The sequence below is a fragment of the Bacillus sp. SKDU12 genome, assembly GCF_010093085.1.
GTDB classification, from domain to species: domain Bacteria; phylum Bacillota; class Bacilli; order Bacillales; family Bacillaceae; genus Bacillus; species Bacillus mexicanus.
In genome coordinates this window covers 249,424-273,276 of the sequence record NZ_MSRC01000016.1, presented here as the reverse complement: position 1 = coordinate 273,276, position 23,853 = coordinate 249,424, and the positions used below count along the sequence as shown (strand labels likewise).

Below are 23,853 nucleotides of genomic sequence, written 5' to 3'. Positions count from 1 at the left end.
GGAGGAAGAAATGAACAAGAATGTAATTAAAAAAAGTAGAAAGTTAGTTTTTCTATTAACAGCATTTGTTATGTTTTTTACTGCTACAGGTACGGTTTTTGCTGAGCAAATCAATGATCAGAGCTTTAAAGACGTTACTGATTTAGAAAACAATACAACTTTATCAGATGAAGAATTGCTAAATCTAGACGTATCGGATATGATTGATGATAAAAAAGTGGTAAACTATGTTGCAGATACCGAAAAAGAGATTACTGAACTAGAAGTCAAAAATACTGAATCGATTTTAGAAAAGACAATCGATGAAAAAGATATCAAAATTGATGATGAAACGTTTGCTTACATAGATGAAATTAACCCTGAAATAGATACTAGTGTTCTAGATCAAATGGATCAAGAAATAGATGAACAACAAAGTTCAGAAAAGGTAGAAGGTCAATGGTTAGGCCCAGCTGTCAGAGTATTAATAGCAATGTCTTCATCTATGTTTAAAAAATATGGTTTTAAATTTATAAAGGTTTCTTACCATCTAGGATTAAGAATGTATCAAAGAGGAATTTCACCTACCAAAGTGTTTATGGCAGTAAAAAAGGGTAAAAAATATTATGATCCTAAATATAAATCAACCGTATATTACTATAAAGGTGTTGCAGTCGCTAGAAAAGGTAATACTTTAACTACTACTTATAAATCTGCGAAGCCTAAAAAACGTTGGAGATAGGGTGGTATCCCATGTATTCAAATTCGGCAATAACATATGATAAAGAAGCTGAGTTAGCTTATATTTATGTAATTCCTCCAATTAATCAACCATCTACAGTTGAGCTGACTGAAGATTTGGAAGTTAATGAAAATATTTCATTAGATATTAATAAGCAAAACTTAATAGTAGGTATGGAGATTTTCGGGGAATTAGCAAATGACATATCTAAATTAGCAGGTTCTAAAAAAATTTATGAAAAAACCGCTCGAAACAAAAAAGAAATTTATAGCTTTAGATTGTATGATTTGGAAACATCAAATTCGTTTGAATTTAATGGGATTTTATTCTGTTTTGCTGATGATAATTATGAAAAGTTTTTAGGTTACGATGTTATAGATATTGAGAAATATAAAGCAGAGTTATTAAATCAGTATACAATTTAGAAACCTTTATTATGGACATGTATACGCAGTGCATAATTTGCCCTCCTCGGCTAACCTCGACGAGGGTTTTTTTTATTAAACAGATCCATCTTCTCATTAAGCTCCTTCACCAGCTGTTCAAGCTTTTCGGCATTCTCAAGCACTTGATCCAACGAGTGGGCGGATTGCTCGGTAATCGAAAATGTTTCTTCAATGCCGGCGGCAGACTCTTCAGATACAGAAGCGATGTTTTCAATCGACTGGTTGATGGTAATCGATTGGTTTGTTAACTGCTTCAGTCCATCCGTTACTTCCTTAATGCGGTCTGTCACGTGGGTGACTGATTGTTTGATATGCTGCATAGCCTGTCCGGGGTCTGTCAGATTTTCCGTTCTTGTTTTCCAAGTACTTAATAACATAAGAATTTTCTGAGCTGAGAAATCATTTTTCATTCGGAAAATAAAAACAGCTCCTTTTCTCATTTCTGAGATCAGAGCCGTTTTAGCAATTAGCTAAGAAAGGAAGGGTCAATCCAATCGGTCGCCCATTTGGAAATCTCTCCTAAAATGGGGGCGAGCGCCTTTCCTTTATCAGTTAATGAATATTCGATGCGAACCGGAGTTTCCGGGATGACATCCCGTTTTACCACTCCTTCAAGCTCAAGTTCTTTCAGCCTTTCTGACAGAACTCTGCCGCTTAGATTTGGAAGTGCTGCTTCAATTTCACTGAATCGCTGCGACCCATTCAAGAGTTGAAATACGATCAAGGCGACCCAGCGTTTACTCAAGATGTCGACTGCTTTTTCAAATCTAGGACACATTTCTGATTGGTTCATTCTTTTCACCTCGTCTGTCACTATTATAACGCAAATAACGAGGGAAGGTATGCAGGCGTGATTTGTCACATGCAGAAAGAGAAACAGGGGGTTAGGATGAGGAGGCGCGTTTTTTCGCTTCAGAAGCTAAAAAATCGAAGTATTTGCTGAGATTTTCAATATCCTGCTTTGAAAGGTGCTCCCACTTTTGGCTATTGAAAATCGGGAGGTGTTCAGCTCCGCGAGTGACAGCCGTCTGGTAAATGTCATAAATGGATTGATAGTTTTCTGATGCTTCGCGGATTGCTTCTGGAAAGGTCTGAATATGGCCTGCGGCAGCCATCAGGTTTTCGTAGGGCACTTTCAGTACAGACGCCAGTTTTTTAATGGTGGAAGGTTTTGGTGTGCCTCGTTTGCCGTTTTCAATCTTTGAAATGGTGGCCGAGCTGATGCCTGAATACACCGCAAGCTGATTTACTGTCAGCTTGCGGGCGCGGCGCAGCTCCCGTAATTGCTGTCCGAACGGTGACATGGTGATCGCCTCACATTTCTATCAAGAGTTAGTCATCATCAGACCGTTTTTTGGCTTCATCTGAAATAAACGCAAAATAATGATCCAGCATGAGTAAATCTTCTTTATTGAGATATTGCCACTTTTCGGTCTCAAGAAGAGCAAGGTTTTTCAAGTCGTAGACCTCCGCTTTTTCAAGCAGCTTGCACTTTGTTTCATAAGAGGCTCTGGCTTCATGCACTTCTTCGATGTAACCAGCCTTATACATAAGGCCTTCATAAGGTATTTTTAAGGCTGCCGCCAGTTTTTTGATGGTTGCAGGTTTGGGGACACCTCGTTTGCCGTTTTCGATTCTCGAGATGCCGGCTGCGCTTACACCTGAATAAGTCGCAAGCTGGTTGACTGTTAATTTTCTCTCTTCTCGTAATGCCCGCAATTGTTCGCCAAAGCTTTCCATATGTCTCACCCCGTTCCTTGCTGTTACTCATATTCTAGTATGTTTATTGACTAAAGGGAATAGGTAGGTTGGAAATGTGTTGACAAAAGTTAACATAAGCCGTAATGTAAAAGTATAGAAAAAAGTTTTTCCAGAAACGGAAGGTGAGGAAAGTGCCGGTAGAAAAGATACAGATTAAACGTGATTATGTCTTGCAGTATATGGTCAATAATGATTATTCTCTTAATCAGCTTGCGCTGGAAATCGGAGTCTCACCCGCCACACTCAGCCGTGTGCTGAATGGAGAAAGACGGCCGGGGCAGCTTGTAATCGGTAAAATGCTTCACTATTTTAATTTGAAATTTGAGGACCTTTTTTACTATGATTTTATTGACAAAAGTCAATGAAATCATAAGGAACGCAACACAAACGTTGCACAAGTTTTTGTCAGCAGCTGATGCTTTTGATATTCCTTTCTGAAAAATTCGGCATGGCTGCACGCTCTTCGATAAACGTCTGAGGCTGAGGAGACCCAGTCTCTAAGACTGCGCTATACATAAATAGCATTGGGATGAGTAAATGAGGCTGCAGATTGACGCCGAGTATTTTTCATATGGTTTGTTAACGGGTTTCGAAGGTTTTATTTTTTGTGATGGCTGACGGAAAGGGTTTTCATGAGCCATCATCATTTTTCAAGCAGATACATGCCGTTTTATGCAGCTTTTGGACGGTGATATCATCAACAGCGGGATAAGCGCCGGGCAGAACAAGATGCGGCACTTTGTCTGGAAGGGTAAAGGTAGCAAGTAAGCCACCGCAAAATTGAATCATTCAGTCTTATCAATGTGCAGAGCATCTATGAATGGCACAATTTAAGTCTGCATTATCCTTCATAATAAAGATGTTTTCTGCTGGCCATGCTGATAAGAGGCATTGTTTTTCTCCTGTTGCCTTTTTCATATGAATAGGGTAACCAAGATCATACGTTTTATCCTGCCTTTTGACGTCTGATACAGCGTGACATGCCATCCCTTTTCATGTAAAATAGAAGTAATGTAGGCCAGTGAGTCTGGAGGTGTAAGGGATGCACGCAGTTTTGATTACCTTATTGGTTATCGTCAGCATTGCACTTATTATTGTCGTTTTGCTTCAATCCAGTAAAAGCGCCGGATTATCTGGTGCGATTTCAGGCGGAGCGGAGCAGCTCTTCGGGAAACAAAAAGCAAGAGGTCTTGATTTGATTTTGCACCGTATCACGGTTGTGCTGGCAGTCTTGTTTTTCGTGTTAACGATTGCGCTTGCTTATATTTTATAGGGCAATGTTTGTATAAGGTCTGATGTGAAGTCAGGCCTTTTTCACGTTTCAGGCTGATATCAGAGCGTTTTTTTCTGATCAAACTGTGGAAAACTAAATTGACCGTGCAGATAGAAAGGGAGACATGAGCATGAAAGTTGTGACACCAAAACCATTTACATTTAAAGGCGGAGACAAAGCGGTGCTTTTGCTGCATGGCTTTACAGGAAATACAGCGGATGTAAGAATGCTGGGGCGTTACTTGAATGAACGGGGCTATACATGCCACGCGCCTCAATATGAAGGACATGGCGTGCCTCCTGAAGAACTTGTACATACAGGGCCTGAAGACTGGTGGAAAAACGTGATGGATGGCTATGAATCCTTAAAATCTGAAGGCTATGAGAACATTGCCGCCTGCGGACTGTCGCTTGGCGGGGTTTTTTCGCTGAAATTGGGTTACACTGTACCCATAAAGGGAATTGTCCCAATGTGTGCGCCGATGCATATTAAGAGTGAAGAGGTCATGTATCAGGGCGTCCTTTCATACGCTCGCAATTATAAAAAATTCGAGGGGAAAAACCCGGAGCAGATTGAAGAGGAAATGAAGGAATTCGAAAAAACGCCGATGAACACGCTCAAGGCGCTGCAAGACTTAATTGCTGATGTGCGGAATAATGTCGATATGATTTATTCACCGACATTTGTGGTGCAGGCCCGGCATGATCACATGATTAATACCGAAAGCGCCAATATCATTTACAACGAAGTGGAAACTGACGATAAGCAGCTGAAATGGTACGAGGAATCAGGCCATGTCATTACGTTAGACAAAGAACGTGACCTCGTCCATCAAGATGTGTATGAATTTTTAGAGAAGCTCGATTGGTAATCAACAGGAGGTTGGATAATGGAAAAAGAAGCATTTATGGAAAAGCTTCTCTCGTTTATGAAGGAAGAGGCGTACAAACCTCTAACCGTTCAGGAACTTGAGGAGATGCTGAATATTACGGAAGCCGAGGAGTTTAAAGAGCTCGTCAAAGCGTTAGTCGCCTTGGAAGAAAAAGGGCAGATCGTCCGGACGAGAAGCGACCGTTACGGCATTCCAGAAAAGATGAATTTAATAAAAGGTAAGATTTCAGCGCACGCAAAAGGATTTGCCTTTTTGCTGCCTGAGGATACGTCATTAAGCGATGTGTTTATTCCGCCAAATGAGCTGAATACAGCAATGAATGGCGATATCGTCATGGTTCGGCTGAATTCTCAGTCAAGCGGCTCCAGACAGGAAGGGACCGTCATCCGCATTTTAGAAAGAGCGATTCAGAAGGTTGTCGGTACGTATACAGAAACGAGAAACTTCGGCTTTGTCATTCCAGACGACAAAAAAATCACGAGTGACATCTTCATCCCGAAAAATGGGAAAAATGGAGCTGCGGAAGGGCATAAGGTTGTTGTCAAGCTGACGAGCTATCCTGAAGGTCGCATGAACGCCGAGGGCGAGATTGAAACCATTCTTGGCCATAAAAATGATCCGGGTATTGATATTTTATCGGTCATTCATAAGCACGGCCTGCCTGGGGAATTTCCTGCAGATGCAATGGAACAGGCATCAAATACGCCTGACACCATTGATGAAAAAGACTTGAAAGACCGCCGTGATCTTCGTGATCAAGTGATTGTCACCATTGATGGCGCGGACGCGAAGGACTTGGATGATGCGGTTACCGTAACCAAGCTTGATGACGGAAGCTACAAGCTTGGCGTTCACATTGCTGATGTCAGCCATTACGTAACCGAAAACTCTCCGATTGATAAAGAAGCGCTTGAAAGAGGAACGAGTGTGTATTTGGTTGACCGGGTCATCCCGATGATTCCGCACAGACTGTCAAACGGCATTTGTTCTTTAAATCCAAAGGTTGACCGCCTGACACTTTCCTGTGAAATGACGATTAATAGTCAGGGACAGGTGACAGAGCATCAAATCTTCCAAAGTGTCATTAAAACAACGGAAAGAATGACATATTCAGATGTGAATAAAATTCTTGTTGACGATGACGAAGAGATGAAACAAAAATACGAGCCTCTTGTCCCGATGTTTAAAGATATGGAGCGCTTAGCCCAAATTTTGCGCGACAAGCGGATGAACCGCGGTGCCGTTGATTTTGATTTCAAGGAAGCAAAAGTGCTTGTTGATGATGAAGGCGCGGTGAAAGACGTTGTGATCAGAGAACGTTCTGTCGCCGAGAAGCTGATTGAAGAATTTATGCTTGTGGCGAACGAAACGGTAGCGGAGCATTTCCATTGGATGAACGTGCCGTTTATATATCGGATTCACGAAGAGCCGAACGCTGAAAAGCTGCAAAAGTTTTTAGAGTTCGTGACGACATTTGGCTATGTGGTGAAAGGAACGGCGGGGAATATTCATCCGCGTGCGCTACAAAGCATACTGGACGCTGTGCGTGACAGGCCTGAAGAGACTGTTATATCTACTGTCATGCTTCGTTCGATGAAACAAGCGAAATACGACCCGCAAAGCTTAGGGCACTTTGGCCTGTCGACGGAATTCTATACGCATTTTACATCTCCGATCCGCCGTTATCCAGACTTAATCGTCCACCGTTTGATCAGAACGTATTTAATCAACGGCAAAGTCGATGAAGCGACACAGGAAAAGTGGGCAGAACGCCTGCCGGATATCGCTGAGCATACATCAACGATGGAACGCCGTGCAGTTGACGCCGAGCGTGAAACGGATGATTTGAAAAAAGCGGAATACATGCTTGATAAAATCGGTGAAGAGTTTGACGGCATGATCAGCTCTGTAACAAACTTCGGAATGTTTGTCGAGCTGCCGAATACAATTGAAGGACTTGTTCACGTCAGCTTTATGACGGATGACTACTATCGCTTTGATGAACAGCATTTTGCGATGATCGGCGAGCGGACGGGCAACGTCTTCCGCATTGGGGATGAAATCACAATCAAGGTTGTCGATGTCAATAAAGACGAGCGCAATATCGACTTTGAAATCGTCGGTATGAAGGGTTCTCCGCGACGTCCGAGAGAACTTGACAGCAATCGGAGCAGAAAACGCGGAAAGCCTGCCAGAAAGCGCGTCCAAACCACCAATACGCCTGTTTCACCAGCACCGACTGAGGAAAAAGGGGAATGGTTCACGAAGCCGAAGTCGAAGCCGAAAAAGAAAAAACGCGGTTTTCAAAACGCGCCGAAACAAAAACGGAAAAAGAAGAAATAACAGCACAACCAGCAAATAGGGCCGCGGCGCTCTATTTGCTTTCTTTCGGAAACAGCTTTTCATTGTAGCGGTACGTGACATTTGGTAAAATAGAGCTTATCGCAAAAGGTGGACAGTTTTTCCTTAGAGAGGAGGTTCTGGCATGCCAAAAGGGTCAGGAAAAGTATTATCTCAAAATAAAAAAGCCAATCACGATTATTTTATAGAAGAAACCTATGAAACAGGCGTCGTCTTGCAAGGAACCGAAATCAAAGCGATTCGTGCAGGCCGTGTAAACCTAAAGGATTCCTTCGCCAAAATTGAGGGGGGAGAAGTGTTTCTCCACAATATGCACGTCAGCCCATATGAGCAGGGTAACCGCTATAACCACGATCCGCTCCGGACGAGAAAGCTATTAATGCACCGCAAGGAGATTAACAAGCTGATCGGGTTAACAAAGGAAAAAGGCTATTCTCTCGTACCGCTGAAGCTATATTTGAAAAATGGCTTTGCTAAAGTGCTTCTCGGCCTTGGAAAAGGGAAGAAGAACTATGACAAACGAGATGATCTGAAGCGCAAGGACGCGAAGCGGGAAATCGAGAGAGCGTTTAGAGACAGTCAAAAAGGCTTCTAAAGGCATAGTGCTTGATCCAAAAATCAGGCCTGTGCTATACTGTGTTCACGATCGGATCACAGCGTGATTCATTTGAAGGATTTGACAATTGAAAAGCGCCAGAATCGTGTTATAATAAGACTATAGCCAGTTGAGTGAAAGCTTGATAATTTTCTCCCGTATTTCCCTTATAACAAGGGGACGTTACGGATTCGACAGGGATGGATCGAGCTTGAGCTGCGAGCCGAGAGGCGATCTCGTAAACACGCACCTAAATATAACTGGCAAAACTAACAGTTTTAACTCAAACGTAGCACTAGCTGCCTAATAAGCGCAGCGAGCTCTTCCTGACATTGCCTATGTGTCTGTGAAGAGCACATCCAAGTAGGCTACGCTTGCGTTCCCGTCTGAGAACGTAAGAAGAGATGAACAGACTAGCTCTCGGAAGGCCAGCCCGCAGGCAAGAAGATGAGTGAAACCCTAATATGCAGGCTACGCTCGTAGACGCTTAAGTAATCGGTGTCTCTGGACGTGGGTTCGACTCCCACCGTCTCCATACATAACGCCGAAACCGCAGTGTTATCAAGGCTTTCAAAGCCTTCGATAGCACTGCGGTAACATTTTGGCAACATTTTCATGTCCAATCCTTTGAGCAATGACCAAAGGATTACATCACTTAATGACAATAAAGCAGAACCTCTGATGAGGTTCTGCTTTATTTTTTTTCAGATCACAGGCACTAGAAAGTGCGTACTTCCATTTCAATTCCAGCTGTTTCATACTGATTGCAGAGCAGCTGTTTCACTAAACGCATTTCTGTCAATAAATAAGAGGAACGTAAAACGGAGGGATGAAGCATGAAGCTGAATTTACAAGGAAAAACTGCCCTGGTGACAGGTTCGACATCGGGGATTGGCAAAGCCATTGCTTCTTCGTTAGCTGAAGAAGGCGCGGCAGTGATCATCAATGGGCGCCGAGAAGAGAAAGTGAATCAGACGATAGAAGAATTGAAAACGCAACATTCAGAAATGGTCCTGTATCCGGCTGCGTTTGACTTGGGAACAGAAGAAGGCTGCAACGAGCTGTTTCGGGCATATCCGCACGTTGATATTTTGGTTAACAATTTAGGGATTTTTGAACCGACGGAGTACTTTGATATTCCCGATGATGAATGGTTTCGTTTTTTTGAAGTGAACATTATGAGCGGAGTAAGGCTGACACGTAAGTATTTGCACAATATGATCGAGAAAAAAGAAGGGCGTGTCATTTTCATTGCCAGTGAAGCGGCGATTATGCCGTCTCAGGAAATGGCCCATTACAGTGCGACAAAAACGATGCAGTTGTCCATTTCCCGCAGTTTGGCGGAGCTGGCAACCGGCACGAATGTCACAGTCAACACTGTTATGCCGGGTTCTACCTTAACAGAAGGTGTGGAAACCATGCTGAATTCGCTGTATCCGGATGAAAACTTGACTGTTCAAGAAGCTGAGGCTCGTTTTATGAAAGAAAACCGGCCGACATCCATTATTCAAAGACTGATCCGGCCGGAAGAAATCGCTCACTTCGTGACATTTTTAAGCAGCCCGCTATCATCTGCGATCAATGGCGCCGCGCTTCGAGCGGACGGCGGTTTGGTACGCAGTGTCTTTTAAACCTCTCTCAAAAGGAGAGGTTTATTATTTGCGTTTGATTTTCAAAAATTTGATTCGGTCATATTTGATGGCTGTTTAATGGATATTTATGTTCTCTTAAAGGAAAACCATGCAACAAAGTAATCGTGTGTTGAATTTCTTAAAAGCGACTAAATGAGAAGGGTTTTACACATTTAAAGGTCATATAGTTAAAATTGCTGAGGACAATGAAAGAACCATAACTTTCAAGTTATATGTCTCTTATGAAAGAGCTCAGCGCGATGTGTGCGAAGTTGCGAATAACTATTGAGAAGTGAAATAATCTTTAATTCAAGATGTTTTGCTTGAAAGTAATTTTTATTGTCTCTATAATAAACCCTAAGAGAGAAAGAATAATGACAGCGCATCTGTATGATAATAATTGATGTGTGATTTTTAAAAACGAAAGGGCTGGTAAAAATGGCAAAAGTATTGTATATCACTGCTCACCCGCATGATGAAGCAACTTCTTACAGTATGGCAACAGGTAAAGCATTCATCGAATCTTACAAAGAAGCGAATCCAAATGATGAGGTTGTACATATTGATTTGTACACTGAAAACATCCCGCACATTGACGCAGATGTCTTCAGCGGCTGGGGCAAGCTTCAGTCAGGCACAGGATTTGACGAGCTTTCTGAAAGCGAAAAAGCGAAAGTGAGCCGTCTGGGAGAGCTTAGCGATCAATTTGCTTCTGCTGATAAGTATGTATTCGTGACTCCTTTATGGAACTTCTCATTCCCGCCAGTAATGAAAGCGTATCTTGATTCTGTTGCAGTTGCAGGAAAATCATTCAAATACACTGAACAAGGTCCTGTCGGCTTGTTGACAGACAAAAAAGCAATTCATATCCAAGCGCGCGGCGGCTACTATTCAGAAGGCCCTGCGGCTGAAATGGAAATGGGCCACCGTTATATCGGCATCATGATGAACTTCTTCGGCGTCCCATCCTTCGATGGCATTTTCGTAGAAGGGCAAAATGCAGAGCCTGATAAAGCACAGCAAATCAAAGAAGACGCGATTGCGCGTGCGAAAGAAGCAGGAAAAACATTTTAATGAAAAAGCCTCCCTTTTCGCGGGGAGGCTTTTGTTTATTCTTCCAGCATAATGGTTCGTTTCTCTTCACTGCTTTTCATCGCCGCTTCAATGATGCGGATGACATTGATTCCTTCTTCAGCGGTAACAGGCAGCGTGTCGCCTTTCCGCATGCTGTTCGCTATTTCGCGGTAATAAGTAAAGTAAGAGCCATTTACCGATGGAATGGTTTCTGTTTTTTTGTCTGTGCCGTGAACGGTTGTCAGCTCTCCGTAAAACGTCGGATCATCTGCTCCCCAGCTGTCATCCTTCGGTTTTTTACCCGCCCTGAGTGCGGCTTCCTGTCCATCAATTCCGTATTTGATAAAGCTGGAATGCTGTCCGTGAATTTGATAACGCGGGCCATTCGCCGGAACGACCGACCCGCCGTATAAAATGGCTTGGAGCTTGCCGTAATCCATTATCAAATGAAAATAATCAACGGTTTTGGCATTTTCCCGCTGGGTCATCACATTTGCAGTGACGGCTTTAGGCATTCCAAACAAATGGAGGGTTTGGTCTATGATATGGGAGCCAAGGTCATACAGCGTACCTGTGGCGACGCCTTCTTTATCCCGCCAGCGCGTTGCTTGAACCTCAGGTCTGTAGCGGTCATAGGAGACTTGATATGTATTGATATCTTCAAGAGACCCGTCAGCAATCAGTTTTTTAATCGTTAGAAAGTCATTATCCCAGCGCCGGTTATGATAGACACTTAGCAATACACCTTTTTCATCGGCAGCCTTCTTTAACTTCTGTCCCTCTTCGGCTGTCGCGGTCATCGGTTTTTCAATGACAACATGTTTACCGGCCTCAATACATGCCATAGCGTGCTCATAATGAAGGGCGCTCGGGGTAGTGACAATAACAAGCTCAATGCCCGGATCATTTGTGATGGCCTTAAGCTCATGCACAACTTCAGCATCCGGAAAATCTCGTTTTACTTCTTCTGTCCGTGATGTCATGACTTTGCTGATGTGGTACTCATTGAGAACGGCAAGTAGCGGCGCGTGAAAAACAGAACCCGACAGTCCGTATCCTAATATCCCAACCTGTATCGTATCCACTTTTTTCTCCCCTTTAAAAGCGTTTTCACATGAGGTATATACCCTCTGGTGAAAATGGTAAAACCTAACTGGTTCACTTTTTTGCGGCAAGCTTAGACAACAGTTTGTACAATCAGTATAATGGGAATTAATATAAGAAACAGAGGTGTACGGATGGAGAACCATAACGAACATAAAGCATTAAATCATAAAAGCTCAAAGGAAAAGGATCAAATCACAAACCGCTTGAAGCGGATTGAAGGCCAGGTCAGAGGAATTCAAAATATGGTAGAAAACGATCGATATTGTGTGGACATACTTGTACAGATTTCAGCTGTTCAGGCGGCAATGAAAAATGTGGCGCTTCATTTGCTTGAGGATCATGCCCATCATTGTGTGGCAGATGCTATCAAAAGCGGAGACGGAGAACAGGCGATTTCTGAGCTATTAGACATATTTAAGAAGTTCACAAAGTCATAAAGTCTTTTTCAGTTGTAATACCCTACGGGGGTATGGTAGAATGAAGTCAGAAAGATAAACAGGAGGAATTCAGATGGAACAAAAAACATTGCAAGTTGAAGGAATGTCTTGTCAGCACTGCGTCAAAGCAGTTGAAACGAGTGTAGGAGAATTGAACGGCGTCAATGCTGTGCAAGTCAATCTGGAAGCGGGAAAAGTCGATGTTTCGTTTGATGCTGACAAAGTATCAGTTAAGGACATTTCAGATGCAATAGAAGATCAGGGCTATGATGTAGCTGAGTGATGCAAAGTATCGCGCCTTTATGGGGCGCGATATTTCTTAAATTCTTATATACCCCCGGGGTGTATATAAAGGAGTGAGTATGTTGAGTGAACAAAAGGAAATTGCCATGCAGATATCTGGGATGACCTGTGCGGCCTGTGCCACTAGAATTGAAAAAGGCCTCAAGCGGTTGCCGGGTGTCACAGACGCCAACGTCAATCTGGCAATGGAAACGTCAAATGTCACCTACGATCCTGCTGAAACAGGGGCTGAAGCGATTCAAGGGAAAATCGAAAAGTTGGGTTATCATGTCGTAACAGAAAAAGCTGAATTCGATATTGAGGGCATGACCTGTGCGGCCTGCGCCAATCGGATTGAAAAGCGGCTCAATAAAATGGAAGGCGTCACAAACGCTCCCGTAAATTTCGCTTTAGAAACAGTTATGGTCGAGTACAATCCAAAAGAAACATCTGTCGGCGATTTGAAAGAAATCGTTGATAAACTGGGATATAAGCTTAAACCAAAGGGCGACGAGGACGGTGAGGCGGCTGCATCTAAAAAGAAAGATGAACGGAAACAAATGGCGAGATTGATCTTTTCAGCAGTTCTGTCGTTTCCATTGCTCTGGGCGATGGTGAGCCATTTTACGTTCACATCGTTCATTTGGGTGCCGGATATATTCCTTAATCCATGGATGCAGTTTGCGCTGGCGACGCCAGTGCAGTTTCTGATCGGCTGGCCATTTTATGTTAGTGCGTATAAGGCGCTCAAAAATAAAAGCGCCAATATGGATGTGTTGGTCGCGCTCGGGACGACGGCTGCTTACGCTTACAGTCTTTATCTTACGATTCAAAGCCTCGGTTCCCACGGGCATACAGACGGCCTTTACTATGAAACAAGCGCGATTTTGCTGACACTGATCTTATTGGGTAAGCTGTTTGAAACAAAAGCAAAGGGCCGTTCATCAGATGCCATTAAAAAGCTGATGAAGCTTCAAGCGAAAACAGCGACTGTCGTAAGAGATGGACAGGAACAAATCATCCCGATAGACGAAGTGCTTGTCGATGACGTTGTTTACGTCAAACCGGGCGAACGAATTCCTGTCGACGGAGAAGTAATTGAAGGCCTCTCGGCAGTTGATGAATCGATGATTACCGGAGAAAGTCTTCCTGTTGACAAAAAACCAGGTGACAGCGTGACAGGCGCAACCGTGAACTCAAACGGTTTCCTGAAAATCAAAGCAGTCAATGTCGGAAAGGATACGGCGCTTTCTCATATCATCAAAATCGTCGAGGAAGCACAAGGATCAAAAGCACCAATCCAGCGTCTCGCTGATCAGATTTCCGGCATTTTTGTGCCTATCGTATTAGGGATTGCGGTTCTCACGTTCCTCATTTGGTATCTTTGGGCCGCTCCCGGCGATTTTGCTGAAGCAATCAGCAAGTTCATTGCGGTTCTTGTCATTGCTTGTCCTTGCGCCCTCGGCCTTGCCACTCCGACGAGTATTATGGCTGGATCTGGGCGCGCTGCTGAATTCGGAATTCTTTTTAAAGGCGGCGAGCATTTAGAGAAAACATATCGTCTTGATACGATTGTTCTCGATAAAACCGGAACTGTCACAAACGGGAAGCCGCAACTGACAGATGCTAGTCCGGTCGGCCGCTTTGAAGAAACCGACCTGCTTCAATTTGCAGCGGCAGCCGAAACGGGATCGGAGCACCCGCTCGGTGAAGCAATTGTTGCCGGGGTGAAAGACAAAGGGCTTGAGATACCGAAGCTGACCCGCTTTGAAGCAAAAATCGGCGCAGGCATTTTGGCTGAAGCCGGAGGCAAAACCATTCTTGTCGGCACAAGAAAGTTAATGGAGAGTGAACAGGTTGAGCATAGATCACTTCTTGCCCAAATGGAAGAACTTGAAGCGGAAGGAAAAACGGTTATGCTAGTTTCCATTGACGGTGAAGCCGCAGGGCTTGTAGCTGTTGCCGATACGATAAAAGACACGTCACGGGCGGCAGTGGCGCGTCTGAAAGAGTTGGGGCTCGATGTCATCATGATGACAGGTGACAACCGCAGGACCGCAGAAGCCATCGCGAAGGAAGCTGGAATTACGAGTGTTATTGCGGAAGTCCTGCCTGAACAAAAGGCTGCGGAAATTTCCCGCCTGCAAAAAGAAGGTCGTCAGACGGCCATGGTGGGCGACGGAATTAACGATGCGCCGGCGCTTGCCACAGCCGATATTGGCATGGCAATTGGAACAGGGACGGACATTGCCATGGAATCAGCAGATATTACGCTGATTCGCGGCGACTTGAACAGCATTGCCGACGCAATCCGCATGAGCAGACTGACAATGAAAAATATTAAACAAAACTTATTCTGGGCGCTTGGCTATAACAGCCTCGGCATCCCAATCGCGGCGCTCGGATTTTTAGCTCCGTGGATCGCGGGAGCAGCAATGGCTTTCAGCTCTGTTTCTGTTGTTCTGAATGCGTTGCGTCTGCAGAGAGTAAAATAAAAATCGGCTATATGCCGGTTTTTGTTTTATATTGACACTTTCAGGGAATTGAACATATAATAGATGTAATTAATATATGAGTATATGTTCATATATATATAAATTCACGAATACTCATTGATGCGCTTTAAAGAGGGAACCTTAAATCGGAAGGTAAGGTGAGACTAGTGAAACAGGAATATGTTCTGGACGGTTTGGATTGCAGCAACTGTGCTCAAAAAATTGAAAATGGCATCAAAGGCATAAATGGCATTGACGAATGTGCGGTTAATTTTGCGGCAAGCACCTTAATTGTCTCAGCTGATGGAAAAGAAGAGCAATGGGTCACCGATAAGGTGGAGAAAAAGGTGAAATCAATCGATCCGCATGTAATGGTTCGTCAAAAGCATAAAAAGAAGCCGGCTGATGACGGGTATCGTCATCGAATGATTAAGATGCTGGTCAGAATGTCAGCGGCTGTCATATTTGGAGCAGCGGCCTATTTCGTTCATTCCGGAACAATCGAATTTTTGCTTTTCCTCGCCGCCTATTTGATTATTGGCGGTGACATTATCATTCGGGCAGTCAAAAACATCAGCCGCGGTCAGGTGTTTGATGAGCATTTCTTGATGGCTCTTGCCACAATCGGCGCTTTTTTGATTCAGCAATACCCAGAAGGCGTCGCCGTTATGCTGTTTTATCAAATTGGCGAGCTTTTTCAAGGAGCAGCGGTCAGCCGGTCTAGAAAATCGATCAGTGCACTAATGGACATACGGCCTGATTATGCCAATGTGAAAACAGAGAACGGCATTGAACAGGTTTCTCCGGAAGATGTTCAGACAGGTAATATTATTGTGGTCAACCCGGGAGAAAGCATCCCGCTTGACGGTAAGGTTGTGCTGGGATCAGCAATGGTTGATACATCCGCTTTGACCGGTGAATCTGTACCGAGAAAAGCCGCAGAAGGGCAAGAGGTCATGTCAGGCTTTATCAACCAAAACGGCGTTCTCCATATTGAAGTTACAAAGGGCTATCAGGAATCTGCAGTATCGAAAATATTAGATTTAGTTCAGAATGCGAGCAGCCGTAAAGCCCGGACGGAAAACTTTATCACGAAATTTGCCAAGTATTATACACCTGCCGTGGTGATCATCGCGGCATTGCTGGCCTTTGTCCCTCCGCTGGTTCTTTCTGACGCCGCACTTTCCGATTGGGTGTACCGCGCGCTTATTTTCTTAGTGATTTCTTGCCCATGTGCGCTCGTTGTTTCTATACCGCTCGGTTTTTTCGGCGGGATTGGCGCAGCCTCAAAGGCTGGAGTGCTTGTGAAGGGAAGCAATTATTTAGAAGCCTTGAATCAAGTCAAATACGCTGTGTTTGATAAAACAGGGACACTAACAAAAGGCAGCTTTGAAGTAACAGAAATCAAACCTGCAGAAGGATTCATAAAGGATCGTTTGCTTGAAGCGGCCGCATATGCTGAGCTTCATTCACAGCATCCGATTGCTGAATCTGTTCGTAAAGCCTACGGAAAAGCAATTTCCTCTGACGCGATAGAATCCTATGAGGAAATAGCGGGCCACGGCATTGTTGCAAATGTAAACGGAACTGAGATTCTTGTCGGGAATAAAAAACTCATGGAAAGAGAACAGATTGAGGGCGTCTCAGATGAGCATGCCGGGACGATCGTCCACATTGCTGTTGATCAACGCTATGCCGGAGCCATCATTATAGCGGATGAAGTAAAAGAAGATGCAGCACAGGCGATTGCCGATTTGAAATCATTCGGAATTAAACAGACAATTATGCTGACAGGTGATTCGAAACAAACAGGAGAAGCTGTCGGAAAACAGCTAGGCATCGACGAGGTGTATGCGGAGCTGCTGCCGCAGGATAAAGTGTCGCGGGTCGAAGCGTTAGAAGCCGAGCTTTCACAAAATGAAAAACTCATTTTTGTCGGTGACGGTATCAATGATACGCCGGTGCTTGCGCGTGCAGATATCGGAGCAGCCATGGGCGGACTTGGTTCAGACGCCGCGGTCGAAGCTGCAGACGTTGTGCTGATGACAGATCAGCCGTCCAAAATAGCGGAAGCGATTCGGATTGCGAAACGGACGCGGCGAATCGTGTGGCAAAACATCGGCTTTGCTTTAGGTGTAAAAGCGGTCTTTCTCATTCTTGGAGCATTTGGAATTGCGACGATGTGGGAAGCGGTTTTCTCAGATGTCGGCGTTACACTGCTCGCTGTGGCAAACGCCATGCGCGTTATGCGTGTCAAAAACAGATAAATTGTCGGAGAGAATTCAATTTTTCGGGGTTTTCTTACCGGCGTTTGTCTTGTTAAAATAAAGAAGTGGGTCAGATGTGATCCGCTTCTTTTTTAATTTTAAAACGATGAGGTGTCGGAGTGAAAAAGAAACAGCAGTCTTCTGCGAAATTTGCGGTTATCCTTACGGTTGTGGTTGTTGTCTTATTAGCAGCCATTGTTATCATTAATAACAAAATGGAACAAGACAATGAAGCGGTTTCCGCACAGCCGTCTATTAAAGGCCAGCCTGTGCTCGGCAAGGATGATGCACCGGTAACTGTAGTTGAATTCGGAGATTACAAATGTCCGTCTTGTAAGATGTTTAACAGTGACATCTTCCCAAAAATACAAAAAGACTTTATTGATAAGGGCGATGTGAAATTTTCATTCGTGAATGTGATGTTTCATGGAAAAGGCTCTAGATTAGCGGCTCTTGCATCAGAGGAAGTATGGAAAGAAGACCCTGACTCTTTCTGGGCATTCCATGAAAAGCTGTTCGAGAAACAGCCGGACACAGAACAGGAATGGGTAACACCAGCCGTCCTTGGTGATCTTGCTAAAAGCACCACAAAGATAAAACCTGAGGCGCTCAAGGACAACCTTGATAAGGAAACATTCGCTTCTCAAGTGGAAAAAGATTCTAACCTTAATCAGAAGATGAACATAAAAGAAACACCGACGATTTACGTGAATGATAAAGTGATCAAACATTTTGCGGATTATAAGGAAATCAAAGAAACGATAGAAAAAGAGCTGAAAGGGAAGTAGTCATATGAAAAAAAGAATCGTATTTTTATATGCTTCCTGGGTTGTCGCTCTTGTCGCTATGCTCGGCAGCCTGTATTTCAGTGAAATCAGAAAATTCGTCCCGTGTGAGCTGTGCTGGTACCAGCGTATCCTCATGTATCCGCTCGTGCTGATTTTAGGAATTGCGACCTTTCAAGGGGACACACGCGTGAAAAAATATGTGCTTCCGATGGCGATTATCGGAGCATTCGTGTCGACAATGCACTATTTAGAGCAAAAAGTGCCCGGCTTTGCCGGTATTAAGCCGTGTATAAGCGGCGTGCCGTGCTCAGGCCAATATATAAACTGGTTCGGCTTTATAACCATTCCATTCCTGGCCCTGATTGCTTTTATCCTGATTATTGTTTTTATGTGCCTGCTGAAAGGTGAAAAATCTGAGTAACGATAAAGCGCCCGCGTATGCCGGGTGCTTTTTGAATCTCGAAAACCCGTTTGATATATTCTCTCAACATTTATCTTTTTTATCGTGAAAATGTTGTTGATTTTACGCTCGAGCGATTATAAAATCTAGAGATCGTCAGAAAAATTAACAAACATAAAGGGAGTCATCAGAATGGCTTGGGAGCTTCTCAGTGTAATTGGCATCATTGCGTTTGCAGTCAGTGGTGCAATCGTTGCGATGGAAGAGGAATATGATATTTTAGGAGTTTATATATTAGGAATCGTCACTGCCTTTGGAGGAGGAGCGATCCGTAATTTGCTGATCGGAGTTCCGGTGTCAGCATTATGGGAGCAAGGCGCATATTTTCAAATCGCTCTCGTGGCTATTACCATTGTGTTTCTATTTCCGAAGCTGTTGCTGAAGCATTGGAACAAATGGGGCAATTTATCAGATGCGATCGGCCTCGCAGCCTTCGCCATCCAAGGCGCGCTGTATGCCGTCAAAATGGGACATCCGCTCAGTGCCGTCATTGTGGCTGCGGTGCTGACCGGGAGCGGCGGCGGTATAATTCGCGATCTTCTTGCCGGACGCAAGCCGCTTGTGCTGAAAGCAGAAATTTATGCAGTATGGGCGGCTCTAGGCGGATTAATCGTCGGCTTAGGCTGGCTGGGAAACTCATTCGGCTTGTATGTTCTGTTTTTCGTGCTCGTTGTGTGCCGCATTTGTTCCTATATGTTTAAGTGGAAGCTGCCAAACCGTTCTTTTCGTTTAGATAACTAGCATCAAAAAACCGATTTCGCATTGAAATCGGTTTTTTGCATATAAATAACCCAAACCTTGATTGATATTGGGTGATGTGGTAAGATAAATTGTATTTTCTCATTTATATATATCTATATATGTATCCAATTATATTATACAGTATTTAATCTATGTTTGTCAACTATTTTCTGGAGGTGCCGTTCATGAATCAGCAGGAAAAGGAATGGAAGGAAGAACAGTCAAGAATAGACGAGGTGCTGCAGGAGCTGGACAAAAAAGAGCGGTTTCTGGAAACGTCTGCGGGCGGGTTAAAGCAAGATATTATCGGGTTAAGAAAAAACTTTTGGGAGGATGTTAAGGTTAATCTTGATGATGCCCATGAAGCGGTTGAAACGATGGCGAGCATGAAGCAGCAGGCCGAGCTGCTGTCTGATCGGGAGCGGAATCATCGGCGTATAGATCAGCAGCTCAAACGAATTCACCAATTAAAAGCGTCGCCTTATTTTGGCCGGATTGATTTTGTTGAAAAGGGAGAGGGGATGGCGGAGCGAATTTATATTGGTTTGGCTTCTTTTATGGATGAGAAGGAGGAACAATTTCTGATCTATGACTGGAGAGCGCCGATATCAAGTATGTACTACAATTATTCCCCAGGAAAAGCGGAGTACGAAGTGCCCGGTGAAACGATAGAAGGCGAAATGTTGCTGAAACGCCAGTTTATCATCAAAAATGGCGCTCTTAAGGCGATGTTTAATACAGAGATGACGATTGGCGATGAGATGCTGCAAGAGGTATTAAGCCATCACTCTAACATCCAAATGAAAAACATCGTGTCAACGATTCAGAAAGAACAAAATCAGATTATCCGTAATGAAAAAAGCAAATTTCTGATCGTGCAGGGAGCGGCTGGGAGCGGAAAAACATCGGCCGCGCTTCAGCGTGTTGCTTATTTGTTATACAGACATCGCGGTGTTATTGATGCCGGACAAATCGTTTTATTTTCTCCTAACTTTTTATTTAACAGCTATGTCTCCTCTGTTTTGCCTGAGTTAGGAGAAGAGAATATGGAGCAGGCGACGTTTCAGGAATATATTGAGCATCGGCTTGGCCGCAAATTTCAATGTGAAAGCCCTTTTGAGCAGCTCGAATATTGCCTGACAGAAAAAACAGATGGCACTTTTCCTTTTAGGGTTTCGGCAATCATTTGGAAAGCTGGCTTATCTTTTCAGCGATTCATTGATGAATACGTCAAACGGCTGTCCTCTGAAGGGATGATTTTTAAAAACATCGTCTTCCGCGGACAAAAATTAATCACAAAGGAACAGATTCAATCCTATTTTTACTCACTTGACCAAAGCCAGTCCATTCCGAACCGCATGGAGCAAACGGCGAAGCGGCTGCTGGTTGAGCTGAACAAGCTTGAGAAAAAGGAACGGCGTAAAGATTGGGTCGTTCAGGCAGCTGAGCTTCTGGACAAAGAGGATTACTTGGACGTGTACAAAAAACTGCAGGAAAGAAAGCAGTTTAATGAGAATACATTTAACGATTATCAAAGAGAGCAACAGCTGCTTGCCGCCATCATTGTGAGAAAGGCTTTCAAGCCGCTTAAGCAAGCGGTCAAACGCTTCGCGTTTCTTGATGTAAAACAGCTGTATCTGCAATTGTTTTCTAGCTGCGAAACGAAGTCTCAGCTTGAGAAAATGGCAGAAATAGGAGAGCTGACCCGATCGGCATTTGCGGAAAATCAATTGCTTTATGAGGATGCGGCGCCGTTTCTTTATATGCAGGATCTCATTGAAGGCCGAAAGAAAAATACGAAGATCAAACACCTTTTTATTGACGAAGCTCAAGATTATTCGCCGTTTCAAATGGCGTACATGAGAAGCATTTTTCCAGCCGCCAGCATGACGGTGCTCGGCGATGTCAACCAGTCTATCTATTCCCATGCCATACATGGCGCAAAACGAATGGATGCGTACTTTGAAGGTGAGCCGGCTGAATATGTTCGTTTAAAGAGAACGTATAGATCAACAAGGCAGATTGTCGAGCTGACAAAAACAATGCTTCAGGACGGAGCGGACATTGAGCCTTTTAACAGAGACGGGGAAATGCCTCTTGTCTTCAAAACGAAAGAACGTGAGGACCTTTGTCAAAAGCTTACGAAAGAAATTGAACGGCTCAAGACGCAAGGTCATGAAACGATAGCCGTCATTTGCAAGACTGCGCAGCAAAGCATACAAGCACACGCGTACATGAGTGAATATATAGATGTTCGATTGATCCATAAAGAAAATCAAACATTTCAAAAAGGAGTTTGTATCATTCCGATTTATTTAGCGAAGGGGATTGAGTTTGACGCAGTCCTCGTTTACGATGCATCAGAAGAACAATTCCGAACTGAGCATGATCGCAGGCTGTTATACACTGCCTGCACCCGAGCCATGCATGTGCTTTCGGTGTTTTATACAGGGAATGCCAGTCCGTTTGTAACGGCTGTGCCGCCTCATTTATATCAGAATGCTGAATGAAGAGAAGGAGATCCTTCTCTTTTTTATTTAATGAAACAAAGCGGTTTTATCATTAGGATTCTTAATAGTTATCATCATGTAAATATATTTTACTTAAGCCTAGTATTCCGGTAAAGTTTAATTAGATGCAATTTTCGATCAGTTTATAACTTTGTGAGGTGGATATGTTGCAACTTCAGGTAATGAACAGTCCGTTTAATCAGGAGCAGGCAGAGCTCCTTAACCGCCTTCTGCCAACCTTAACCGAATCTCAAAAAATTTGGCTGAGCGGATATTTATCTGCTCAATCTGTTTCCGTTCAAGTAACGGCGGGGACGCCAGTAGCAGCTGTGTCTGCAGAAGCGCCGGCACCGGCTGTTTCCAAAGAAGTAACCGTTCTTTACGGTTCACAGACAGGAAACGCACAGGAGCTTGCGGAGAACGCCGGCAAGCAGCTTGAACAGCGCGGTTTTCAAGTGAACGTTTCATCTATGAGCGATTTCAAGCTGAATCAGCTGAAGAAAGTAAACAATCTTTTGATCGTTGTCAGTACGCACGGTGAAGGTGACCCTCCCGATAACGCGCTATCGTTTCATGAATTTCTGCATGGAAGACGGGCGCCTAAGCTTGAAGACCTTCGTTTTTCCGTTTTGGCGCTTGGTGACAGCTCGTACGAATTTTTCTGCCAGACAGGGAAAGAGTTTGACCAGCGCTTAGAAGAACTCGGCGGAACTCGGATTTCTCCGCGCGTTGATTGCGACCTTGACTATGATGAGCCGGCAGCAGAATGGCTTGAGAGCGTATTTGAGGGATTAAGTGAAGCCGGGGGCGGAAGTGGTGCACCGGCGCCGGCAGCTGCTGCGCCTCAAACCGGTGAGTCTTCATATTCCAGAACAAACCCGTTTCGGGCTGAAGTGTTAGAAAATATAAATCTGAACGGCAGAGGATCGAATAAAGAAACACGCCATGTGGAGCTGTCTCTTGAGGGATCTGGCCTGACATACGAGCCTGGTGACAGCCTCGGCGTCTATCCGGAAAACGATCCTGAGCTTGTGGATCTGCTGCTTAAAGAAATGAATTGGGACCCTGAGGAAATTGTGACGATCAATAAGCAAGGTGATGTTCGTCCGCTGAAAGAAGCGCTCATTTCTCACTACGAGATTACCATTCTCACAAAACCGCTTCTTGAACAGGCGGCCCAGCTGTCTGGGAGCGATGAGCTTAGAGAGCTTTTAGCTCCGGGGAATGAAGAGAACGTAAAAGCATATCTTGAAGGGCGAGATTTGCTTGATCTCGTTCGGGATTATGGCCCATTCAGCGTATCAGCGCAGGAGTTTGTTTCGATTCTCCGGAAACTGCCGGCCCGTCTCTATTCGATTGCGAGCAGTTTATCAGCAAATCCGGATGAAGTGCATTTAACGATCGGCGCAGTCCGCTACGATTCGCACGGCCGTGAACGAAAAGGTGTCTGCTCGATTTTATGTGCAGAGCGTCTGCAGCCGGGCGACACACTGCCGGTTTATGTCCAGCATAATCAAAACTTTAAGCTTCCGAAAGATCCTGAAACGCCGATTATCATGGTCGGCCCTGGGACAGGCGTCGCGCCGTTCCGTTCCTTTATGCAGGAGCGTGAAGAAACGGGTGCGGAAGGAAAAGCATGGATGTTCTTTGGCGATCAGCACTTTGTGACAGATTTCCTTTACCAGACAGAGTGGCAGAATTGGCTTAAAGACGGTGTGCTGACAAAAATGGATGTGGCGTTCTCACGCGATACGGAAGAAAAAGTCTATGTGCAGCATCGCATGCTTGAACAGAGCGCAGAATTGTTCGAATGGCTTCAAGAAGGTGCGGCTGTTTACGTTTGCGGCGATGAAAAGCATATGGCGCATGACGTCCATCACACATTGCTTGATATTATCGAAAAAGAAGGCAATATGGGCCGTGATGAAGCGGAAGCTTATCTTGCCGATTTGCAGCAGCAAAAACGCTACCAGCGTGATGTATACTGATTTCACTTGAAAGGAGTTTTTCAA

Annotated in this window: 22 protein-coding genes, 1 other RNA gene and 1 pseudogene; 19 read left to right on the top strand and 5 right to left on the bottom strand. The window is 44.3% G+C overall.

The annotated features are described in order from the left end of the window. Nucleotides 1-10 precede the first annotated feature (10 nt). Entirely contained in the window at nt 11-721 is a 711-nt protein-coding gene (locus tag BTW01_RS14075) for a DUF4258 domain-containing protein (RefSeq protein ID WP_162103574.1), read from the top strand. Between the two features lie 11 nt (nt 722-732). Next, nucleotides 733-1,146 (top strand): DUF2283 domain-containing protein, encoded by a 414-nt coding sequence (locus BTW01_RS14070; RefSeq protein WP_162103573.1) that lies wholly within the window; start codon nt 733-735, stop codon nt 1,144-1,146. 50 nt (nt 1,147-1,196) lie between these two features. On the opposite strand, the pseudogene BTW01_RS14065 reads toward BTW01_RS14070, so the two are convergent. From BTW01_RS14065 to rghR, 4 genes and pseudogenes are all read right to left on the bottom strand, one after another. Next, nucleotides 1,197-1,517, bottom strand: a pseudogene (locus BTW01_RS14065) (methyl-accepting transducer); the annotation flags it as partial. A 116-nt stretch (nt 1,518-1,633) separates the two neighbouring features. Further along, the gene (gene catR, locus BTW01_RS14060; RefSeq protein ID WP_084993400.1) at nt 1,634-1,960 is read right to left on the bottom strand and encodes a catDE operon transcriptional regulator CatR; all 327 of its coding nucleotides are present in this window, start codon (nt 1,958-1,960) and stop codon (nt 1,634-1,636) included. Nucleotides 1,961-2,051: 91 nt separating this feature from the next. Beyond that, on the bottom strand, nt 2,052-2,471 hold the full coding sequence (locus BTW01_RS14055) for a helix-turn-helix domain-containing protein (RefSeq protein WP_162103572.1): 420 nt from the start codon (nt 2,469-2,471) through the stop codon (nt 2,052-2,054). Nucleotides 2,472-2,499: 28 nt separating this feature from the next. Further along, nucleotides 2,500-2,907, bottom strand: a complete 408-nt coding sequence (rghR, locus tag BTW01_RS14050; RefSeq protein WP_162103571.1) for a transcriptional repressor RghR — start codon at nt 2,905-2,907, stop codon at nt 2,500-2,502. A 152-nt stretch (nt 2,908-3,059) separates the two neighbouring features. On the opposite strand from rghR, the gene BTW01_RS14045 reads away from it, so the two are divergent. The 8 genes from BTW01_RS14045 (at nt 3,060) to azoRB (ending at nt 10,754) form a co-directional block, all read left to right on the top strand. Further along, complete coding sequence (locus BTW01_RS14045; protein ID WP_162103570.1) at nt 3,060-3,293, top strand: helix-turn-helix domain-containing protein; 234 nt, start codon at nt 3,060-3,062, stop codon at nt 3,291-3,293. A 677-nt stretch (nt 3,294-3,970) separates the two neighbouring features. Next, on the top strand, nt 3,971-4,201 hold the full coding sequence (secG, locus tag BTW01_RS14040) for a preprotein translocase subunit SecG (RefSeq protein WP_003220028.1): 231 nt from the start codon (nt 3,971-3,973) through the stop codon (nt 4,199-4,201). 130 nt (nt 4,202-4,331) lie between these two features. After that, nucleotides 4,332-5,072, top strand: coding sequence for an alpha/beta hydrolase (locus BTW01_RS14035; protein WP_162103569.1), 741 nt, complete (start codon nt 4,332-4,334; stop codon nt 5,070-5,072). A gap of 18 nt (nt 5,073-5,090) precedes the next feature. Then, on the top strand, nt 5,091-7,436 hold the full coding sequence (gene rnr, locus BTW01_RS14030) for a ribonuclease R (protein ID WP_162103568.1): 2,346 nt from the start codon (nt 5,091-5,093) through the stop codon (nt 7,434-7,436). A gap of 142 nt (nt 7,437-7,578) precedes the next feature. Next, nucleotides 7,579-8,049 carry an SsrA-binding protein gene (smpB, locus tag BTW01_RS14025; protein WP_162103567.1) on the top strand — a complete coding sequence of 157 codons (471 nt, stop codon included), beginning with the start codon at nt 7,579-7,581 and terminating at the stop codon, nt 8,047-8,049. Nucleotides 8,050-8,225: 176 nt separating this feature from the next. After that, nucleotides 8,226-8,587, top strand: a transfer-messenger RNA (tmRNA) gene (ssrA, locus tag BTW01_RS14020). A 298-nt stretch (nt 8,588-8,885) separates the two neighbouring features. Beyond that, on the top strand, nt 8,886-9,680 hold the full coding sequence (locus BTW01_RS14015; protein ID WP_162103566.1) for an SDR family NAD(P)-dependent oxidoreductase: 795 nt from the start codon (nt 8,886-8,888) through the stop codon (nt 9,678-9,680). A gap of 438 nt (nt 9,681-10,118) precedes the next feature. Continuing rightward, entirely contained in the window at nt 10,119-10,754 is a 636-nt protein-coding gene (gene azoRB, locus BTW01_RS14010) for an FMN-dependent NADH-azoreductase AzoRB (RefSeq protein ID WP_162103565.1), read from the top strand. A 35-nt stretch (nt 10,755-10,789) separates the two neighbouring features. Here azoRB and BTW01_RS14005 read toward each other — a convergent pair whose 3' ends face one another. Next, nucleotides 10,790-11,839 (bottom strand): oxidoreductase, encoded by a 1,050-nt coding sequence (locus BTW01_RS14005; protein WP_225493337.1) that lies wholly within the window; start codon nt 11,837-11,839, stop codon nt 10,790-10,792. A 153-nt stretch (nt 11,840-11,992) separates the two neighbouring features. Here BTW01_RS14005 and csoR point away from each other — a divergent pair, with 153 nt between their 5' ends. The 9 genes from csoR to BTW01_RS13960 all read left to right on the top strand — a co-directional run bounded on the left by csoR (nt 11,993) and on the right by BTW01_RS13960 (nt 23,829). Further along, nucleotides 11,993-12,298 (top strand): copper-sensing transcriptional repressor CsoR, encoded by a 306-nt coding sequence (csoR, locus tag BTW01_RS14000; RefSeq protein WP_162103564.1) that lies wholly within the window; start codon nt 11,993-11,995, stop codon nt 12,296-12,298. 73 nt (nt 12,299-12,371) lie between these two features. Continuing rightward, complete coding sequence (copZ, locus tag BTW01_RS13995; RefSeq protein ID WP_162103563.1) at nt 12,372-12,581, top strand: copper chaperone CopZ; 210 nt, start codon at nt 12,372-12,374, stop codon at nt 12,579-12,581. Between the two features lie 82 nt (nt 12,582-12,663). Further along, the gene (copA, locus tag BTW01_RS13990) at nt 12,664-15,075 is read left to right on the top strand and encodes a copper-exporting P-type ATPase CopA (protein ID WP_162103562.1); all 2,412 of its coding nucleotides are present in this window, start codon (nt 12,664-12,666) and stop codon (nt 15,073-15,075) included. Nucleotides 15,076-15,233: 158 nt separating this feature from the next. Continuing rightward, a complete protein-coding gene (locus tag BTW01_RS13985) occupies nt 15,234-17,342 on the top strand; it encodes a heavy metal translocating P-type ATPase (RefSeq protein WP_162103561.1) in 2,109 nt (702 codons plus the stop codon). Nucleotides 17,343-17,461: 119 nt separating this feature from the next. Next, nucleotides 17,462-18,130 carry a DsbA family protein gene (locus tag BTW01_RS13980; RefSeq protein ID WP_162103560.1) on the top strand — a complete coding sequence of 223 codons (669 nt, stop codon included), beginning with the start codon at nt 17,462-17,464 and terminating at the stop codon, nt 18,128-18,130. A 4-nt stretch (nt 18,131-18,134) separates the two neighbouring features. Next, nucleotides 18,135-18,551 carry a disulfide oxidoreductase gene (locus tag BTW01_RS13975; protein ID WP_162103559.1) on the top strand — a complete coding sequence of 139 codons (417 nt, stop codon included), beginning with the start codon at nt 18,135-18,137 and terminating at the stop codon, nt 18,549-18,551. Nucleotides 18,552-18,722: 171 nt separating this feature from the next. Further along, nucleotides 18,723-19,331, top strand: a complete 609-nt coding sequence (locus BTW01_RS13970) for a trimeric intracellular cation channel family protein (RefSeq protein WP_162103558.1) — start codon at nt 18,723-18,725, stop codon at nt 19,329-19,331. A gap of 185 nt (nt 19,332-19,516) precedes the next feature. Next, on the top strand, nt 19,517-21,841 hold the full coding sequence (gene helD / locus BTW01_RS13965; RefSeq protein WP_162103557.1) for an RNA polymerase recycling motor HelD: 2,325 nt from the start codon (nt 19,517-19,519) through the stop codon (nt 21,839-21,841). A gap of 167 nt (nt 21,842-22,008) precedes the next feature. Then, nucleotides 22,009-23,829, top strand: a complete 1,821-nt coding sequence (locus BTW01_RS13960) for an assimilatory sulfite reductase (NADPH) flavoprotein subunit (RefSeq protein ID WP_162103556.1) — start codon at nt 22,009-22,011, stop codon at nt 23,827-23,829. Nucleotides 23,830-23,853: the final 24 nt, after the last annotated feature.

What these genes read in the sequence shown, in the direction of transcription:
- secG (WP_003220028.1), top strand. Translation starts at nt 3,971, where the DNA reads ATGCACGCAGTTTTGATTACCTTATTGGTTATCGTCAGCATTGCACTT.
- csoR (WP_162103564.1), top strand. Translation starts at nt 11,993, where the DNA reads ATGGAGAACCATAACGAACATAAAGCATTAAATCATAAAAGCTCAAAG.
- BTW01_RS13975 (WP_162103559.1), top strand. Translation starts at nt 18,135, where the DNA reads ATGAAAAAAAGAATCGTATTTTTATATGCTTCCTGGGTTGTCGCTCTT.
- helD (WP_162103557.1), top strand. Translation starts at nt 19,517, where the DNA reads ATGAATCAGCAGGAAAAGGAATGGAAGGAAGAACAGTCAAGAATAGAC.
- BTW01_RS14070 (WP_162103573.1), top strand. Translation starts at nt 733, where the DNA reads ATGTATTCAAATTCGGCAATAACATATGATAAAGAAGCTGAGTTAGCT.
- BTW01_RS14055 (WP_162103572.1), bottom strand. Translation starts at nt 2,471, where the DNA reads ATGTCACCGTTCGGACAGCAATTACGGGAGCTGCGCCGCGCCCGCAAG.
- BTW01_RS14015 (WP_162103566.1), top strand. Translation starts at nt 8,886, where the DNA reads ATGAAGCTGAATTTACAAGGAAAAACTGCCCTGGTGACAGGTTCGACA.
- azoRB (WP_162103565.1), top strand. Translation starts at nt 10,119, where the DNA reads ATGGCAAAAGTATTGTATATCACTGCTCACCCGCATGATGAAGCAACT.
- BTW01_RS13970 (WP_162103558.1), top strand. Translation starts at nt 18,723, where the DNA reads ATGGCTTGGGAGCTTCTCAGTGTAATTGGCATCATTGCGTTTGCAGTC.
- smpB (WP_162103567.1), top strand. Translation starts at nt 7,579, where the DNA reads ATGCCAAAAGGGTCAGGAAAAGTATTATCTCAAAATAAAAAAGCCAAT.
- rnr (WP_162103568.1), top strand. Translation starts at nt 5,091, where the DNA reads ATGGAAAAAGAAGCATTTATGGAAAAGCTTCTCTCGTTTATGAAGGAA.
- BTW01_RS14075 (WP_162103574.1), top strand. Translation starts at nt 11, where the DNA reads ATGAACAAGAATGTAATTAAAAAAAGTAGAAAGTTAGTTTTTCTATTA.
- copZ (WP_162103563.1), top strand. Translation starts at nt 12,372, where the DNA reads ATGGAACAAAAAACATTGCAAGTTGAAGGAATGTCTTGTCAGCACTGC.
- BTW01_RS14035 (WP_162103569.1), top strand. Translation starts at nt 4,332, where the DNA reads ATGAAAGTTGTGACACCAAAACCATTTACATTTAAAGGCGGAGACAAA.
- rghR (WP_162103571.1), bottom strand. Translation starts at nt 2,907, where the DNA reads ATGGAAAGCTTTGGCGAACAATTGCGGGCATTACGAGAAGAGAGAAAA.
- catR (WP_084993400.1), bottom strand. Translation starts at nt 1,960, where the DNA reads ATGAACCAATCAGAAATGTGTCCTAGATTTGAAAAAGCAGTCGACATC.